Origin of the sequence: Cupriavidus sp. H19C3, from assembly GCF_049393815.1 — a bacterium.
Lineage (GTDB): Bacteria > Pseudomonadota > Gammaproteobacteria > Burkholderiales > Burkholderiaceae > Cupriavidus.
This window is the reverse complement of record NZ_CP184985.1, coordinates 2680247-2694316: the sequence shown is the minus strand read 5'-3', so window position 1 is coordinate 2694316 and position 14070 is coordinate 2680247. Positions and strand designations below refer to the sequence as shown.

The 14070-nt window shown below is 67.5% G+C and carries 12 protein-coding genes; 5 read left to right on the top strand and 7 right to left on the bottom strand.

The annotated features are described in order from the left end of the window. The gene (locus tag DFLDMN_RS12510; protein ID WP_423195275.1) at nt 1-954 is read right to left on the bottom strand and encodes a TetR/AcrR family transcriptional regulator; all 954 of its coding nucleotides are present in this window, start codon (nt 952-954) and stop codon (nt 1-3) included. A 701-nt stretch (nt 955-1655) separates the two neighbouring features. Between DFLDMN_RS12510 and DFLDMN_RS12505 the strand changes: the two genes are divergently transcribed. From DFLDMN_RS12505 to DFLDMN_RS12495, 3 genes are read left to right on the top strand one after another with little or no spacing between them, the layout of a single operon-like run. Beyond that, a complete protein-coding gene (locus DFLDMN_RS12505; protein ID WP_423195274.1) occupies nt 1656-3353 on the top strand; it encodes a flavin-containing monooxygenase in 1698 nt (565 codons plus the stop codon). 17 nt (nt 3354-3370) lie between these two features. Further along, nucleotides 3371-4261, top strand: a complete 891-nt coding sequence (locus tag DFLDMN_RS12500) for an SDR family NAD(P)-dependent oxidoreductase (RefSeq protein WP_423195273.1) — start codon at nt 3371-3373, stop codon at nt 4259-4261. Beyond that, nucleotides 4258-5127, top strand: coding sequence for a metal-dependent hydrolase (locus DFLDMN_RS12495; protein ID WP_423195272.1), 870 nt, complete (start codon nt 4258-4260; stop codon nt 5125-5127). The genes DFLDMN_RS12500 and DFLDMN_RS12495 overlap by 4 nt, the downstream gene beginning before the upstream one ends. A gap of 152 nt (nt 5128-5279) precedes the next feature. On the opposite strand, the gene DFLDMN_RS12490 is transcribed toward DFLDMN_RS12495, so the two are convergent. Next, nucleotides 5280-6188, bottom strand: coding sequence for a MerR family transcriptional regulator (locus tag DFLDMN_RS12490; protein WP_423195271.1), 909 nt, complete (start codon nt 6186-6188; stop codon nt 5280-5282). Nucleotides 6189-6410: 222 nt separating this feature from the next. Between DFLDMN_RS12490 and DFLDMN_RS12485 the strand changes: the two genes are divergently transcribed. Continuing rightward, the gene (locus DFLDMN_RS12485) at nt 6411-8432 is read left to right on the top strand and encodes a methyl-accepting chemotaxis protein (RefSeq protein WP_423195270.1); all 2022 of its coding nucleotides are present in this window, start codon (nt 6411-6413) and stop codon (nt 8430-8432) included. Nucleotides 8433-8555: 123 nt separating this feature from the next. On the opposite strand, the gene DFLDMN_RS12480 is transcribed toward DFLDMN_RS12485, so the two are convergent. From DFLDMN_RS12480 to DFLDMN_RS12470, 3 genes are all read right to left on the bottom strand, one after another. Then, nucleotides 8556-9140, bottom strand: a complete 585-nt coding sequence (locus DFLDMN_RS12480; protein WP_423195269.1) for an Sbal_3080 family lipoprotein — start codon at nt 9138-9140, stop codon at nt 8556-8558. A 177-nt stretch (nt 9141-9317) separates the two neighbouring features. Then, nucleotides 9318-9917: an OB-fold protein gene (locus DFLDMN_RS12475; RefSeq protein ID WP_423195268.1), complete on the bottom strand. Its 600-nt coding sequence runs from the start codon at nt 9915-9917 to the stop codon at nt 9318-9320. A gap of 60 nt (nt 9918-9977) precedes the next feature. Then, the gene (locus DFLDMN_RS12470) at nt 9978-10562 is read right to left on the bottom strand and encodes a TetR/AcrR family transcriptional regulator (protein ID WP_423195267.1); all 585 of its coding nucleotides are present in this window, start codon (nt 10560-10562) and stop codon (nt 9978-9980) included. A 146-nt stretch (nt 10563-10708) separates the two neighbouring features. Here DFLDMN_RS12470 and DFLDMN_RS12465 point away from each other — a divergent pair, with 146 nt between their 5' ends. Beyond that, nucleotides 10709-11635 (top strand): ketopantoate reductase family protein, encoded by a 927-nt coding sequence (locus tag DFLDMN_RS12465; RefSeq protein WP_423195266.1) that lies wholly within the window; start codon nt 10709-10711, stop codon nt 11633-11635. A 160-nt stretch (nt 11636-11795) separates the two neighbouring features. On the opposite strand, the gene mnmE is transcribed toward DFLDMN_RS12465, so the two are convergent. Both mnmE and DFLDMN_RS12455 read right to left on the bottom strand, forming a co-directional pair. Continuing rightward, a complete protein-coding gene (gene mnmE, locus DFLDMN_RS12460) occupies nt 11796-13223 on the bottom strand; it encodes a tRNA uridine-5-carboxymethylaminomethyl(34) synthesis GTPase MnmE (RefSeq protein ID WP_423195265.1) in 1428 nt (475 codons plus the stop codon). 52 nt (nt 13224-13275) lie between these two features. Beyond that, nucleotides 13276-14061, bottom strand: a complete 786-nt coding sequence (locus DFLDMN_RS12455) for a CHAD domain-containing protein (RefSeq protein WP_423195264.1) — start codon at nt 14059-14061, stop codon at nt 13276-13278. Nucleotides 14062-14070 lie beyond the last annotated feature (9 nt).

The following is a 14070-nucleotide window of genomic DNA, read 5'->3' as shown; positions in this document are numbered from 1 at the left end:
CTATGTGCGCGGGCGCGTACGCATCCAGTCGTCGAGCGGATTGCTCGGGAATGTTGCGCAGTGTTCGCGACGCACCGTCAGGCTTGCGGTGGCCGAGCGCGTGGTGCCTTCGTTGCGCACGGTACGCGCGGCACCACGTCGGGCCCGGTTCACCGCGGCAGCCGTGGCGGCGGCGGCGGTGCGGGCCTCGTCCTCGACGGTGGCGGCCAGCGCGGCGATATGCTCCTGCCTGGCGCGCTCGTCCGCATACTGGCTTTCGCCGATATCGAAGACGTCCTGCAGCGCGCCGAGCTGATCCGTCGATGGGGCGGGTGCCTGCAGGGCCGCCACCACCATCGACGTCAGTTGCGCGAGCACGTGCGCATCGCTCATCTGCTGGCCTTGCGTAAAGGCCGGCATCAGGTTGCCGAGCTCGTCGCCGGCCAGCACGCCCGCCAGCGCCTTGAGCGCAAAGTGCAGACGCCAGCCGAGTTCCTGCCGGGGCACCTCCGGCAGCGCACGCGCAAACGCTTCGAAGAAGCGCCCGAACACCGGTGCGTAGTGGCCGACCAGATAGGACTGAATGAACGGCGACGTGTCCGAATACACGCGGCCGAGCAGGCGCAGAAACGATGGGCCGCCGATCTCGGGCTCGCGCGCCATCTGGAGCGCGGGCACGAACAGCGCACCCATGACGTGTTCGCAGCGGATCTCGTGGCCCGGCCAGCGTGCCTCGACGGCATCGAGCAATGCCAGGCGCCGCGTGTTGAGCGGATCCAGACGGCGCCCGAGCACCGACTGCATCATGATTTCCTTGCTGCGGAAGTGGTAGTTGACTGCTGCCAGATTGACGATGGCGCGTGAGGTGACTTGACGCAAGGACGTCGCCTCGTACCCGACCTCGATAAACAGCTTCTCGGTCGCATCGAGGATGCGTGCCTTCGTATCTCCTGCCGTGCTTCTGCCGGTCTTCATGGTGGTCTCTCGCAAAAAACTGCTGTGGACCCCTGCAAAAAAATCCACGACCGCCTGGCTCCGTGCTCTGTCGGCATACGGATGCTTGAAACGGTTGTGCGAAGCCTAGTGACGGCTCCGAGCGTTTCACAAGCCTGAAATTCGAAGAGTTGCTCTAATGCGACAGCGCTCACGCAATGCAGGGTCCCGCCCGGTCAATGGTCGCCTGCCGGCCCGGATCCGGTTGGTCGTCGATTTCCACAAAGCCAGATGTCGCCTGGCTCTGCGGGCATCGGCGCCAATCCCTGGCACCAGGCCGCTCTTCCGTCCTGCCCCCCGACAGGACGCCGCCTCGCCTATCACAGTGTGATGGTTTGAAGCGGCTGTGACACATTTTGCAGTGTCTGTGCGGAGACTGACAACTGCCGATCGCGCCCCATGTTGGTAGGGTGCAATCGCGACACACGATTCGCACCCGCACGGCCAAGGCCGGCGCGGGCCGCGCCCTGCCCCGATGTTGCGATTCTGCCGAACCGGCACAGGGCGGCGTTGCCGACCGTGACATCGGTCGCCGGTTTCAAACGCACGATCGAAACCCGCCCCAGGGAAGCGCAGGCGGGCATCGCCGCCGTTTCATGTGCGGAGTACTTGGCTGGCGAGTCGCTGGAAATAGAGAGATCCTTCCATCGGGCGCGTTGACCCACCCGATGGGGGTGCCTACGATGACATCGTCCAATGTCAAGATCGATGCGACTTCGATGAACGCTCCCGCGGAACTGCCGGGCGGCCTGAGCACCGGGTCCGCCGATACCTGCGCGCCCACCGGCTGCCCTGCCGACCAGGCCGATGCCACCGGCCCTGCCGACCGTGCCGACCGTGCCGACCATTGCGATATCGCCATCGTCGGCAGCGGCTTTGCCGGGCTCGCCATGGGCATCCGGCTCAAGCAGGCCGGCAGCGCGGACTTCCTGATCTTCGAGCAAGCCGATGCGGTGGGCGGTACCTGGCGCGACAACCACTATCCCGGTTGCACTTGCGACGTGCAGTCCCATCTCTACTCGTTCTCGTTTGCGCCCAATCCGGACTGGTCGCGCATGTTCTCGCCGCAAGCGGAGATCCGCGCCTACCTCGAACACTGCACGGACCGCTTCGGCCTGCGCCCGCATCTGCGCTTTGGCCATGCCCTGCGGCGGGCCACGTGGGACGAGGACGCAGGCATGTGGCGACTCGAGATGGCCAACGACCGCACCGTGCGCGCACGCGTGCTGGTCTCGGCGATGGGTGGACTGAGCCGGCCCGCCCTGCCCGATATCCCAGGGCTCGCATCGTTCGCGGGCACATGCTTCCACTCGCAGCAATGGCGGCATGACTATCCGTTTGCGGGCAAGCGCGTGGCCGTGATCGGCACTGGCGCCAGTGCGATCCAGTTTGTGCCGCAGATCGCCCCGCAGGTCGCGCATCTCGACCTGTACCAGCGCACGGCGCCGTGGATCCTGCCCAAGCCCGACCGCGCGATGGGGCCGCGCGAGCGCTGGCTGTTCCGCCATCTGCCGTTCACGCAAACGCTGCTGCGGGCCGGCATCTACTGGATGCTGGAAGCCCGCGTACTCGGCTTTGTCATGCATCCGCGCCTGATGAAGGCAGTGGAGCGCCTCGCGCGTCGTCATCTCGCACGGCAGGTTGCGGACCCGGCGCTGCGCCGGACGTTGACGCCCGACTACACCATCGGCTGCAAGCGCGTGCTGATATCCAACGACTACTACCCCGCGCTGGCGCGTCCCAATGTCGACGTGGTGACCACCGGCATCGACCATGTGGAAGCCGATGCGGTGGTGCTGCGCGACGGTACGCGGCGCCCGGTCGATTGCATCGTCCTGGGCACCGGCTTTCACGCCACCGATCCGCTGCCGCGCGGCGTGATCGTCGGCCGCGCCGGCCAGGACCTGCTCGACGCCTGGCGCGACGGGGCGCAGGCCTACCTGGGCACCACCGTGGCGGGCTTTCCCAACCTGTTCTTCGTGGTCGGTCCCAACACCGGGCTGGGCCATAGCTCGATGGTGCTCATGATCGAGTCGCAGGTGGCCTACATCCTCGATGCGCTGCGCGCCATGCGTGCGCAGCGTGTGCATGCGGTGGCAGTGCGCGCGCCGGTGCAGCACGCGTTCAACGCACGCATTCAGCAAAAGCTCGATCGCGCGGTGTGGTCCGCCGGCGGCTGCGCAAGCTGGTACCTCGATCCGCGCAGCGGCAGGAACACCACGCTGTGGCCCGGCTTCACGTGGCAGTTCCGCCGTGCCACGGCATCGTTCCGCATGCGCGACTACGAGACCTGGCCGGCGCGCATGGCGGCCGGACCCATGGCGGCATCCGTCGGGGGCACGAGGCATTTGTCGGGCGGTACGGCGCACCCGCCGCCCTGAAACCACGGGAGATCCCGATGAAGGTGTTTCACGAGAAGGTCGCCGCGATTACCGGCGCCGCTTCCGGCATGGGCCGCGCACTGGCGCTGGCACTCGCGCGCGAACGCTGTCACCTGGCGCTGTCCGACTGCAATGTCCTGGGGCTGGCGCAGACCGTGTCCGCAGTCACGCGCATTGCGCCCGGGCTCACGGTGACCAGCGCGGCGGTCGATGTGTCGCAGCGCGCTGACGTGCACGCATGGGCGGCGCAGGTAGCGGCCGAGCATGGCCGCGTCAACCTGATCTTCAACAACGCGGGCGTCGCGCTGTCGAGCACGGTCGAAGGCATGAGCTACGACGATCTCGACTGGATCGTCGGCATCAATTTCTGGGGCGTGGTGCATGGCACCAAGGCATTCCTGCCGCACCTCAAGGCGAGTGGCGACGGCCATGTCGTCAATACGTCGAGCGTGTTCGGGCTGTTCGCGCAGCCGGGCATGGGCGCCTACAACGCCAGCAAGTATGCGGTGCGCGGCTTTACCGACGCGCTGCGGCAGGAGCTCGACCTGATGGACTGCGGGGTCTCGGCGACCGTGGTGCACCCCGGCGGCATCCGTACCAACATCGCGCGGGCCAGCCGCGTCTCGCCCAGCGTCAATGGCCTGCTGGTACGCGATGCCGAGCAGGGCCGGGCCGAGTTCGAGAAGTTCTTCATTACTTCCGCCGGGCAGGCGGCGCAGGCAATTCTGGCTGGTGTGCGCGCCAACCGGCGGCGGGTACTGATCGGTCCCGATGCGCGCGTGGCGGACGTCATGGCGCGCCTGCTGCCGGCGGCCTATCAGGCCCTCGTCGTGCGCGACACGCGGCGCAAGCGCAAACGACTGCTCGCCGAAGCCGCGACCGTCATCCATCAGGAGAACGCATCATGATGCCTGTCCGCCGCGACGTGCATCCCCATCTGCCGCCTGAGCGCATCTGCGACTGGCATGAGCGAGGGCACCATGTCACGCACTACATCAACGCGCTGTCGATCTTCTTTCCGGCCGGCGAGCGCTTCTTCATGGATAGCGTGCGCAATTACCGCGACCAGTTGACCGATCCCGCGCTCAGGCAGGCCGTGGCCGGCTTTATCGGGCAGGAAGCGATGCACACGCGCGAACATATCCTCTACAACCGCCTGCTCGACCAGGCCGGCCTGCCGGCGGCGCGCCTGGAGCGCATGGTGGCGCGGCTACTCGATCTGCTCCGTCGCATCCTGCCCAGGTCATGGCAGCTCGCGCATACCATCGCGCTGGAACACTACACGGCGATGATGGCGGGCGGCCTGTTGGCCGACGCGCGCCACCTGGGCGATGCCGAAGCAGGCTACCGGCAGGTGTGGACGTGGCATGCGCTGGAAGAGACCGAGCACAAGGCGGTGGCGTACGACGTGTGGAACGCGGTGATGAAACCGGGGCCCTATCGCTACCTGGTGCGCGCCGGCACCATGCTGACCACCACGGTCACGTTCTGGATGCTCGTGTTTGCATTTCATGTGCGGCTGGTGATGGCGGACCGCACCTGTCCGCACAAGCTGCTCGGCTTCGGGAGCGCGCTGCAGTACCTGTGGGGTTCGCCCGGCGTCCTGCGGCGCATGGTGCCGGAGTGGCTCGATTACTTCCGCCCAGGCTTTCATCCATGGGATGCCGACAATCGCGCGCAGCTTGCGCGCATCGGGCCGCTGCTGGCGGAGATCGAGGCCACCGCGGTGCGCGCGGGGGCAAGCCCGCGTGCGCCGTCGATCCGGGGCGCGTGAGGGGCGCGTGAGGGTCGCGTGTGGGGGGCGCGTGTGGGGGGCGCGTGTGGGGGCGCGTGTGGGGGCGCGTGTGGGGGCGCGTGTGGGGGCGCGAGAGGGTGCCATTCGACAGCGGGCTGAAGCTCGACCTGACGACGTGTCCGGCCTGGTGCCTATTCGTGCTGCGCGGGCGGTGGCGCGTCATGCAGATGCTCAAGGATCGCGGCCACGCGATCGCCGAGATACTTGTTGGCCGAAATCTCCAGCGCACGCATCATTTCCGTTTCCAGCGCCACCATCGCGAGCGGACGGATACGCCAGAGGATCTCGACGAGCCGCGGCACGTCCTGCGGCGGGGGCAGGTTGCCTTCGCCAAACTTGTCGAGCTCGCGCACGACCATGGCGATGATGCGGTCGGACACCGCCTGGAAGTGACTGCGCCCATGCTCGATGATCGCCAGCACATCCTCCAGCGGAAAGCCTGCCCTGGCGATCTCCGCGCCGGCCATCAGCGCGCGTGGACTGCGTGCGAGATAGCCGAAGCCATCGGGCTCCAGCAGCCCCAGCGCAATCGCACGGGCCAGCGCCGGGCGCGAGACCGCGCGGCCAAACAGGCGTGCCAGCGCAAGATATGAGTAATGGCGCGGCGCCTCGCTGGTCCAGGGGCTGCTGATCGCGGTTTCCAGGCCCAGGATCGAGCGCAGGTCATGCCCTTCGACGATGGCCTTCAGCAGCTCCAGGATATTGGCGAGCGTATAGCCGCGCGCGAGCAGGTGGTTGATCAGCCGCAGCCGTCCCAGGTGGGTTTGCGTGTAAATGCCCACTCGTCCGCGGCGCTCGGGCGGATCGATCAGTCCGCGATCCTGATACGAGCGGATATTGCGCACGGTCGTGCCGGCGGCGCGCGCGAGCTCCTCGATGGTGTACTCGGGAAAGGCCGGCGCGGCGGTGGACGCGCGCGGCGCCCGCGTCGCCCGTGTTGCCTCAGCCGCCCCCCTTGCCGGTATGGCAGGCGGTGCGGCCGCGGTCGGAGGGGTCGGGGCGGCAGGCGCGCGGGCCTTGCCGCGCGGGGTGGCTGGCATGCCGCGAATTCTAACCCAGTGCCCCCACCCTGCCGCGCGGCGCCGGATTGGACCGGACCAGTCACGCATTCGTGTGAATTCGCAACATATTCGCCACTATTCGCAGCGTGAAGCTAAAGACATCGCGGCATATGTCCGTAAATGCGACGGTGACGACCAGCCCGAAGAGCAGGCGTCGCCCATGCGCCGGAATGGCGTGTGGCATCTCCACGGAGCGCCCCCTTGTCACAGCTATCCATCTATCGTCCCAAACTGGCCGGTCGCGCACGGGAGCGCACCGGAAACTGGAGCATCGGTACACGTGTCGCCCTTGTGGTGCTCGTGGTGCAGGTGATCGCCTTTGGCGCGTTTTCGCTGGCCATCTCGTATGCCAGCATGCGCCAGCTCGAGCGGCAGGCGCATGACGCCATCACGGCCGAAAGCCAGACGCTGCGCGAGCTGGTCGGTCAGCTCGACGACACCATGCTGCAGGAGGCCGATCGCTTTCTGCTGAGCTTTGCCGCGGTGCTGCCCGGCCCGTATGCGGTGGACCCGAGCCAGACCATCGACGTGGCCGGCAAGCCGACCCCGACCTTCCGCAGCGGCGACCTCGTGCTGAACAACAGCTTCGAGATTCCGGACCGCTTTCTGGCCACCACCGGTGGCACCGTTTCCACCGTGTTCGCGCGCACCGGCGACGATTTTGTGCGGGTGACCACGTCGCTCAAGAAGCAGGATGGCGAGCGTGCGGTGGGCACGCTGCTCGACCGTGCCAGCCCGGCCTACGAGGCGGTGATGGCGGGCCGCTCCTATCGCGCATTGACGTGGCTGTTCGGCAAGCCGTACATGAGCAAGTACGAGGCCGTGCGCGATGCCACCGGCAAGGTGGCCGGCGCGCTCTATGTGGGCGTGAATGTCGAATCCGAACTGGCGATGCTGAAGAACCGCATTCGCCGCAAGACCATCAACGGCACCGGCCATTTCATGGTGATCGATGCCAAGCCCGGTCCGGACCAGGGCAAGGTGATGGTCGACCGCCTTGGCGCGGAAGGCACCAGCATGCTCGACGCCAAGGACGCCGACGGCAAGTCATGGGTGCGCGACATGATTGCCGCCAAGGATGGCGCGACCACGCATACGGTGGCGCTCGGCAAGGGCGGCGGCGGTGGTGGCAATGGCGGCACCGAGCGCCTGACCGCCTTTGTCACCTATCCCGACTGGCAGTGGCTGATTGCCGGGTCGGTGCCGATGGCCACGCTGCGCGATGAACTGGTGGCCAGCCGCAATCGCTTCCTGGCCGGCGGCCTGGCGGTGGCGTTGCTGGTTTCCGCGGCGTTCTGGTGGCTGCTGCGCCGGATGGTGAGCCAGCCGCTCGGCGAGGCGGCCGAAGCCGCGTCGCGCCTGTCCGCGGGCGATCTCACCACGCGTCTGGACAGCGCGCGCGGCGACGAGATCGGCGCGTTGATGCGTGCGATCGATGGCGTCGGGCAGGGCCTGAGCGGCATTGTCGACAAGGTGCGCGGCAGTATCGGCGCGATCGCCGGCAGCACGAGCCAGATTGCCAGCGGCAACGCCGACCTGTCGGCACGTACCGCCGCGCAGGCGGGTAGCCTGGAGCGTACCGTGGCGAGCCTCGAGCAGCTGACCACCACGGTGCACCAGAACGCCGAGAATGCGCAGGACGCCAACCGCGCCGTGACCAGCGCCGCCGACGCGGCGCGCGCCGGTGGCGAGACCGTGGGCCGCGTGGTGACCACCATGGCGGATATCCACAAGAATGCGCAGCAGGTGGTCGACATCATCGGCATGATCGACGGCATCGCGTTCCAGACCAATATCCTCGCGCTTAACGCCGCGGTGGAGGCCGCCCGCGCGGGCGAGCATGGGCGCGGCTTCGCGGTGGTGGCGGGCGAGGTACGCAGCCTGGCCCAGCGCAGCGCGACGGCGGCCGGCGAGATCAAGCAGCTGATCGAGCGGACCGTGACCGACCTCAAGTCCGGCAACGAGGCGGTGCAGCAGGCTGGCACCGCAATCGGCGATATCGTGCAACGCGTGGAAGGCATCGCGGCGTTGATGGGCGATATCAGCGTGGCATCGCGCGAGCAGTCGCAGGGACTGTCGCAGATCAGCGGCGCGGTGTCGGAGATGGATATCAGCACGCAGCAGAACGCCGCGCTGGTCGAGGAAGCCGCCGCCGCGGCGGAAAGCCTGCATCATCAGGCGCAGGAACTGCGCCAGGCGGTGGAGGTGTTCCGGCTGGCGTAAGCCGACGCGTACCGGTGCGCGCCGCGCGCGCCGGCCGCCCCCGCAGGTGGGAATGCGCCCACGCGCCGGGCGGCGTGCGGGGCGCCGGCCCCGGGCGGGATCTGCCCCGCCCGCGCCAGCCGCTCAGGCCGCCGGCTGTGCCTGCGGTTCCGCCGCGGGCTGCGGCGGCACCGTTTCCGCCGTTGCCGGTTGCGGCTTCAGCCCCGGAAACAGCTGCTCCACCAGCATCTCGATGGTCCTGTCGGCCGGCACGAGGTGGCTGAAATTGAGCCCGCCAGCGCTGCGGTTGGCGTTGTACACGGCCTTGCCGACGCGCTCGCCCTCACGATACACCGTGATATCGGCGGCACTCACATACGGCAGCCAGTAGGTCTGCTGCTGCACGAAATACGTCACGGTGATCGGGCACGTCGCGACCGAGGCATCCGGCGGCAGCATCTTCACCTCGAAATTGCGCGCGCGCAGCGAAGCACGGAACGCGTTGAGGTAAGAGTTGCCGTTGGCGGTATTGGCGATCACACACAGCAGGGTGCCGTCGGCGCCGATCACGCGCGTACCGTCGATGCGGTACTGCGGCACGCCGGCCGGGGTCTGGAACGCCGCGATCGGGTCGGACTGGTCGGGGCGGTCGACCGGCGTTACCGCCAGGTAAGTGGAACACGCGCTGAGCGCGAGGCAAAGCGCGGAAGCAAGGATGGCTCGTTTCATCGGGGTGGGTCCTGGAACGCGTCGGCGCGGCCGGGCGCACCGCCGGCAGCATACCCACCTACTCTAGGCTGGCTCGTGGCCATTCAATCGCGGGAAAAGAGGGCGAAATACCCTCGCTTCCCGCGCGCGGACGTGGCCCGGGCTGGTGCCACGCGCGTTGGTACGCGCCGCAGGGACTCAGTTGGCTCCGCCGCGCAGCAGGCAGTCCGACAGCCGCGGCGTATCGCCATCGATCAGGCCGGCGCCATTGCACTCCACCGCCACTTTCTGGCCTCGCCGCACCATGGTCGCACGGGCCTCCACCTCGCAGGCACGGGTACCGGGGCCGCAGATCTGCTGCGTGAGCAGGTCGGCGCGGACCACGTGGCCGGGATCGTTGGTACGGATTTCAAGGAACACGTCCTTGCCGTCGCGCCGGATGCCGCTGGCCACCCCTTCCACGATGAAATACTGGCCGAGGTAGCGGTCGTCGGCCGCGCCCGAGTTGTCGCGATAGTCGTTGAGGATGGCGTCGGCCTGGTACACCGGCAGGCGGTCCGCGGGACGCTTGGGATCGATGCTGATCGGATCGAGGGTACCGTTGCGCGGAATGCCGCGGGGCAGGCTGGCGGGCGCCTCGGCACCGGCGCTGTCGTTGGTACTGCCGGCACCGGTGGCGCTGGTGGCATCGCTGTCCGGCGCCACGGCCGGGCCCTTGTCGTTACCGACAAACCACAACATGCCAAGCACCACCACGGCAACAATGGCGACAAGGGTTTGGCGAACGCGACTCAACATCGGGAGGAAATCTGGAGAGATTGGGACGGGGGATGCCCGCCAGTGTAAACCGTTCTCGCCTCAGGCGAGATGCAGATGCGCCCGGGCCGCTGCCAGGACTTCGGTCGACAGCGCACTGCCCCGCGTGGCCCGCGCCAGGACCATCGCGCCCACCAGCAGCGACATCTGTGCCAGGGCCTCGACGCGCCTGGCCGCCGGGTCGTCGCCCGGCTGCACGCTTTCCAGAACCGCGAGCTGCGCGGTCAGGCCGGCGACAAAGGCTTCGTGCACCGGCTTGTCGTCGGGCTCGCGCGACACATCCGTGGCCAGCGCGGCGATCGGACAGCCCGCCCCCACCGCGTTGCGGCTGCGCGTGGACAGATAGCCATCGAGCAACGATTCCAGTGCCGCGGCGCGATCGGGCGCGGCATCCACGCGCTTGCGCCAGCGCTCGACCGATTCCTCAAAGGCACGCTCGCACGCAATCGCCGCGAGCGCGTCCTTCGATTCAAAGTGGCCGTAGAAGCCGCCGTGCGTCAGTCCCGCAGCCGACATCAGGTCTGCGACGCTGATGCCGTGAAAGCCCTGCTCGCGAAACAGGCGGGCGGACACCTGTTCGATGATGGCACGGTTTTTCTCTGCTTCCGCCTTGGATACCCGCGGCATGTCGTGTCTCCTGCTGCTGCAATCGCAATGGAGCGATGGTCGGCCCTGTCGGCGACGATGTCAACGCACGCCGCTGAATAAAAGTTGATCATCATGTATTATCGACCTGCATTTCTGGACTTCATGAAACGACGAGGCGACACATCATGCGAATTCTGGTGCTGGGGGCGGGGGCGATCGGCGGCTATTACGGCGCCCGGTTGATCGAGGCGGGTGCCGAAGTGACGTTCCTGGTTCGACCGGGGCGCGCCGCCGCGCTGGAAAAAGACGGGCTGGTGGTAAACAGCGAACTCGGCGCGTTCCGCCGTCCGGTGCTGTGCATCGACCGCGCCGGCGTGCAACCCGACTACGACCTCGTGCTGCTCGCGTGCAAGGGCTATGACCTCGATGCCGCCATGGACGCCATCGCGCCCGCGCTCGGGGCCGACACCTGCATCCTGCCGTTTCTCAACGGCATGTCGGTGTACGCCCGGCTCGACGCGCGCTTCGGCCGCGCTCACGTCATGGGTGGCGTCTCGCAGATCGCGACGATGCTCGATGGCGATGGCGCGATCGCGCACTACGGCACGCTCGACACCGTCATCGTCGGCGCGCGCGAGGCGGCTCAACAGGCCACCGCCGAAGCGTTCCACGCGCTCATCCGCCAGACTCCGGGTACGCGCAGCCTGTCCGACGATATCGAGCAGGCGCTGTGGAACAAATGGGTGATGATCGCCACCGGCGCGCTGATGACTTGCCTGATGCGCGGCACCGTCGGCGAGATCGCGCGCACACAGGACGGCAAGACGTTGATGCGGCGCGCCATGGCCGAAGCCTTCGCTGTGGCCGCTGCCGAAGGCCATCCGATTCCCGCCGCCGTGATCGCGCAACTGGAAACCCGCCTGCTCGACGAGAACCTCGACTGGATGGCATCGATGGCACGCGATATCGCCAACCGTGCGCCGCGTCTGGAAGCCGACGACATCGTCGGCGACCTCGTCCGCCGCGCCACCGCGTTCGGCCAGGACGCACCCATTGCCCAGGCCGCCTATTGTCACCTGCAGGTATATGAAGCCCAGCAACGCGGGAAGTAAGCCGGCCGCGCCGTGACGCCCGCTCGTACCGAACTTCGCAAACAATCTGCAACGGAAATACGGAGATCTACGACGTCTCTCCCTTGCTCTCGCTGACAAAACCATTCGGCGCGCCGCGACCTCGGCGACCTCGGCAACATGCTCGGCGCTCAGGAACGCCCTATTTCCCGATGCAGAACCGCGTAAAGATCGTGCCGAGCAGGTCGTCGCTGGTGAACTCGCCTGTGATGCTGTTCAGGTGGTCCTGCGCCAGTCGCAATTCCTCCGCGAACAGGTCGAGCGCCTGGGCCTGTTGTTCGGCGCGTTCGACGGCGCAGTTGAGGTGGGATTGGGCGCAGCGGAGCGCGGTAAGGTGGCGTTCGCGGGCGAGAAAAGTGCCCTCGTTGCCCGACTGCCAGCCGACGATGCGCAGCAGCTCGCTGCGCATCAGTTCGATGCCGGCGCCGGTGCGCGCGGAGATCCAGATTTCGGTGGGATTGGGCCCATTGGCCGCCACCACGTGCGGACGGTTGCCGCCAAACATGGTGTCGCTGGCGGCGGGTGCCACGTCGATCTTGTTGACCACGCGCACGATCGGCGAGCCCGGCGGCAGATGACCGCTGAGGCGGTCGTCGATGGCGTCGTCGGTCTCGGACAGCCCGTGCTCGAGGTAGTCGGTGGCGTCGACCAGATGCAGCACGATATCGGCGCGGCGGATCGCCTCCCAGGTTCGTTCGATGCCGATGCGCTCCACCTCGTCGGCGGCATCGTCGCGCAAGCCGGCGGTGTCGATGATATGGAGCGGAATGCCTTCGATCTGGATGGTCTCGCGCACGCGGTCGCGCGTGGTGCCGGCGATGGGCGTGACGATGGCCAGTTCGGCACCGGCCAATGCATTCAGCAGCGAAGACTTGCCCACGTTGGGCTGCCCCGCCAGTACTACCGACAGGCCTTCGCGCAGCAATGAACCTTGCCTGGCCTGCTTGAGAATACCGGCCAGCGCCTCGCGAATCCGCGCCAGCTGCCCCCGCGCATCCGACGCTTCGAGAAAGTCGATCTCCTCCTCGGGAAAATCGAGTGTCGCCTCCACCAGCATGCGCAAGTGAATGACCTTCTCGACCAGCGCATGAATCGCCTTGGAGAACTCCCCTTCCATCGAGCGCGCGGCCGAGCGCGCCGCGGCTTCCGTGCTGGCCTCGATCAGGTCGGCCACCGCCTCGGCCTGCGCGAGATCGAGCTTGTCGTTAAGAAACGCACGGCGCGTGAACTCGCCCGGCTCGGCCAGGCGCACGCCGATCTCGCGGCCCGCTTCCAGGCAGCGCGCCAGCAGCATCTGCATGACTACCGGGCCACCATGGCCCTGCAGTTCCAGCACTTCCTCGCCCGTATAGGAATTCGGCGCCGGAAAATACAGCGCGAGCCCGTGGTCGATCACACCACCGCGGGCGTCGAGAAACGGCAGATAGGTGGCGTGGCGCGGTTTCAGCGTCTGGCCACAGACCGCACGTGCGATCGTACTGACGTCGGGGCCGGATACACGCACCACACCGATGCCGCCGCGACCTGGCGCGGTGGCGATGGCGGCAATGGGAAGCTGGGGAGCAGTCATGGGCCGTATTGTCGCAGATCGATCCGGAACGATGGCGTGCGGCACGCGCGGACTATGGCGCGTTCAGGCACTCCGCCATCAGGCGTCGCGCCACCGCACTATCGACGATCTCGCCGAGCGAGGTCTGGCGCTTGACCAGCTTGTTGAGCAGTCGCTTGCGGTAGCGGCGCGGCAGCACCTCGGCCAATGCTTCAATCGCATAACGCAATCGCTTGTTGCCGATGCGCAGCCGGTGCACATGCTCGGTCTTGCCATCCCTGGCGATGCGCGCGAGCTCCCGCACATGCTTGCGCGCCTTGCGGATGCGCGACGCCGCAAACGTGCCAAGCCGGCCCTGCCGGCGTCCATGCGCATGCCCGGCGGGGCCCGCAAGGTGCAACAGGTCTCGATGTAGCGTAGGCAATGGCGCCTGCCGATACGATGACAATCTTGTCATCATCTGCGCCCGGGCAGCCTCGCGCCGGGCCTGGGCGGTCTCCAGCAACGCCAGCAGCGTCGCATGCCCCGGCTCGCGCGCCAGGGCGGGCGTCAAGGTCTCGGCGATAAAGACATCCCAGTCGCGCGTCTCGCTCGCGGCGTCCGCCACATCGTGCAGCGCCTGCTTCCAGCGCGCCTTGACCGCTGGCTCGAGCGCGGGCCCGAACGACCACGCCACCGCGCGCAGATGACGCACCGCCACGCGTAGTTCGTGCACGGCCTCGGGATCGGGATCGTCGTGATGCAGCAAGCTGTCCATGCGCGCGAAAACCGCACGCAGGCCTTCGTCGCCGAGTGCGACAAAGGCCGCGACCGGCCGCATCTTGCGACGTAGCTGGGGAGAAAGGTTGCCTGCGTTCATCTCTGGAAA

What these genes read in the sequence shown, in the direction of transcription:
- DFLDMN_RS12510 (WP_423195275.1), bottom strand. Translation starts at nt 954, where the DNA reads ATGAAGACCGGCAGAAGCACGGCAGGAGATACGAAGGCACGCATCCTC.
- DFLDMN_RS12505 (WP_423195274.1), top strand. Translation starts at nt 1,656, where the DNA reads ATGACATCGTCCAATGTCAAGATCGATGCGACTTCGATGAACGCTCCC.
- DFLDMN_RS12500 (WP_423195273.1), top strand. Translation starts at nt 3,371, where the DNA reads ATGAAGGTGTTTCACGAGAAGGTCGCCGCGATTACCGGCGCCGCTTCC.
- DFLDMN_RS12495 (WP_423195272.1), top strand. Translation starts at nt 4,258, where the DNA reads ATGATGCCTGTCCGCCGCGACGTGCATCCCCATCTGCCGCCTGAGCGC.
- DFLDMN_RS12490 (WP_423195271.1), bottom strand. Translation starts at nt 6,188, where the DNA reads ATGCCAGCCACCCCGCGCGGCAAGGCCCGCGCGCCTGCCGCCCCGACC.
- DFLDMN_RS12480 (WP_423195269.1), bottom strand. Translation starts at nt 9,140, where the DNA reads ATGAAACGAGCCATCCTTGCTTCCGCGCTTTGCCTCGCGCTCAGCGCG.
- DFLDMN_RS12475 (WP_423195268.1), bottom strand. Translation starts at nt 9,917, where the DNA reads ATGTTGAGTCGCGTTCGCCAAACCCTTGTCGCCATTGTTGCCGTGGTG.
- DFLDMN_RS12470 (WP_423195267.1), bottom strand. Translation starts at nt 10,562, where the DNA reads ATGCCGCGGGTATCCAAGGCGGAAGCAGAGAAAAACCGTGCCATCATC.
- DFLDMN_RS12465 (WP_423195266.1), top strand. Translation starts at nt 10,709, where the DNA reads ATGCGAATTCTGGTGCTGGGGGCGGGGGCGATCGGCGGCTATTACGGC.
- mnmE (WP_423195265.1), bottom strand. Translation starts at nt 13,223, where the DNA reads ATGACTGCTCCCCAGCTTCCCATTGCCGCCATCGCCACCGCGCCAGGT.
- DFLDMN_RS12455 (WP_423195264.1), bottom strand. Translation starts at nt 14,061, where the DNA reads ATGAACGCAGGCAACCTTTCTCCCCAGCTACGTCGCAAGATGCGGCCG.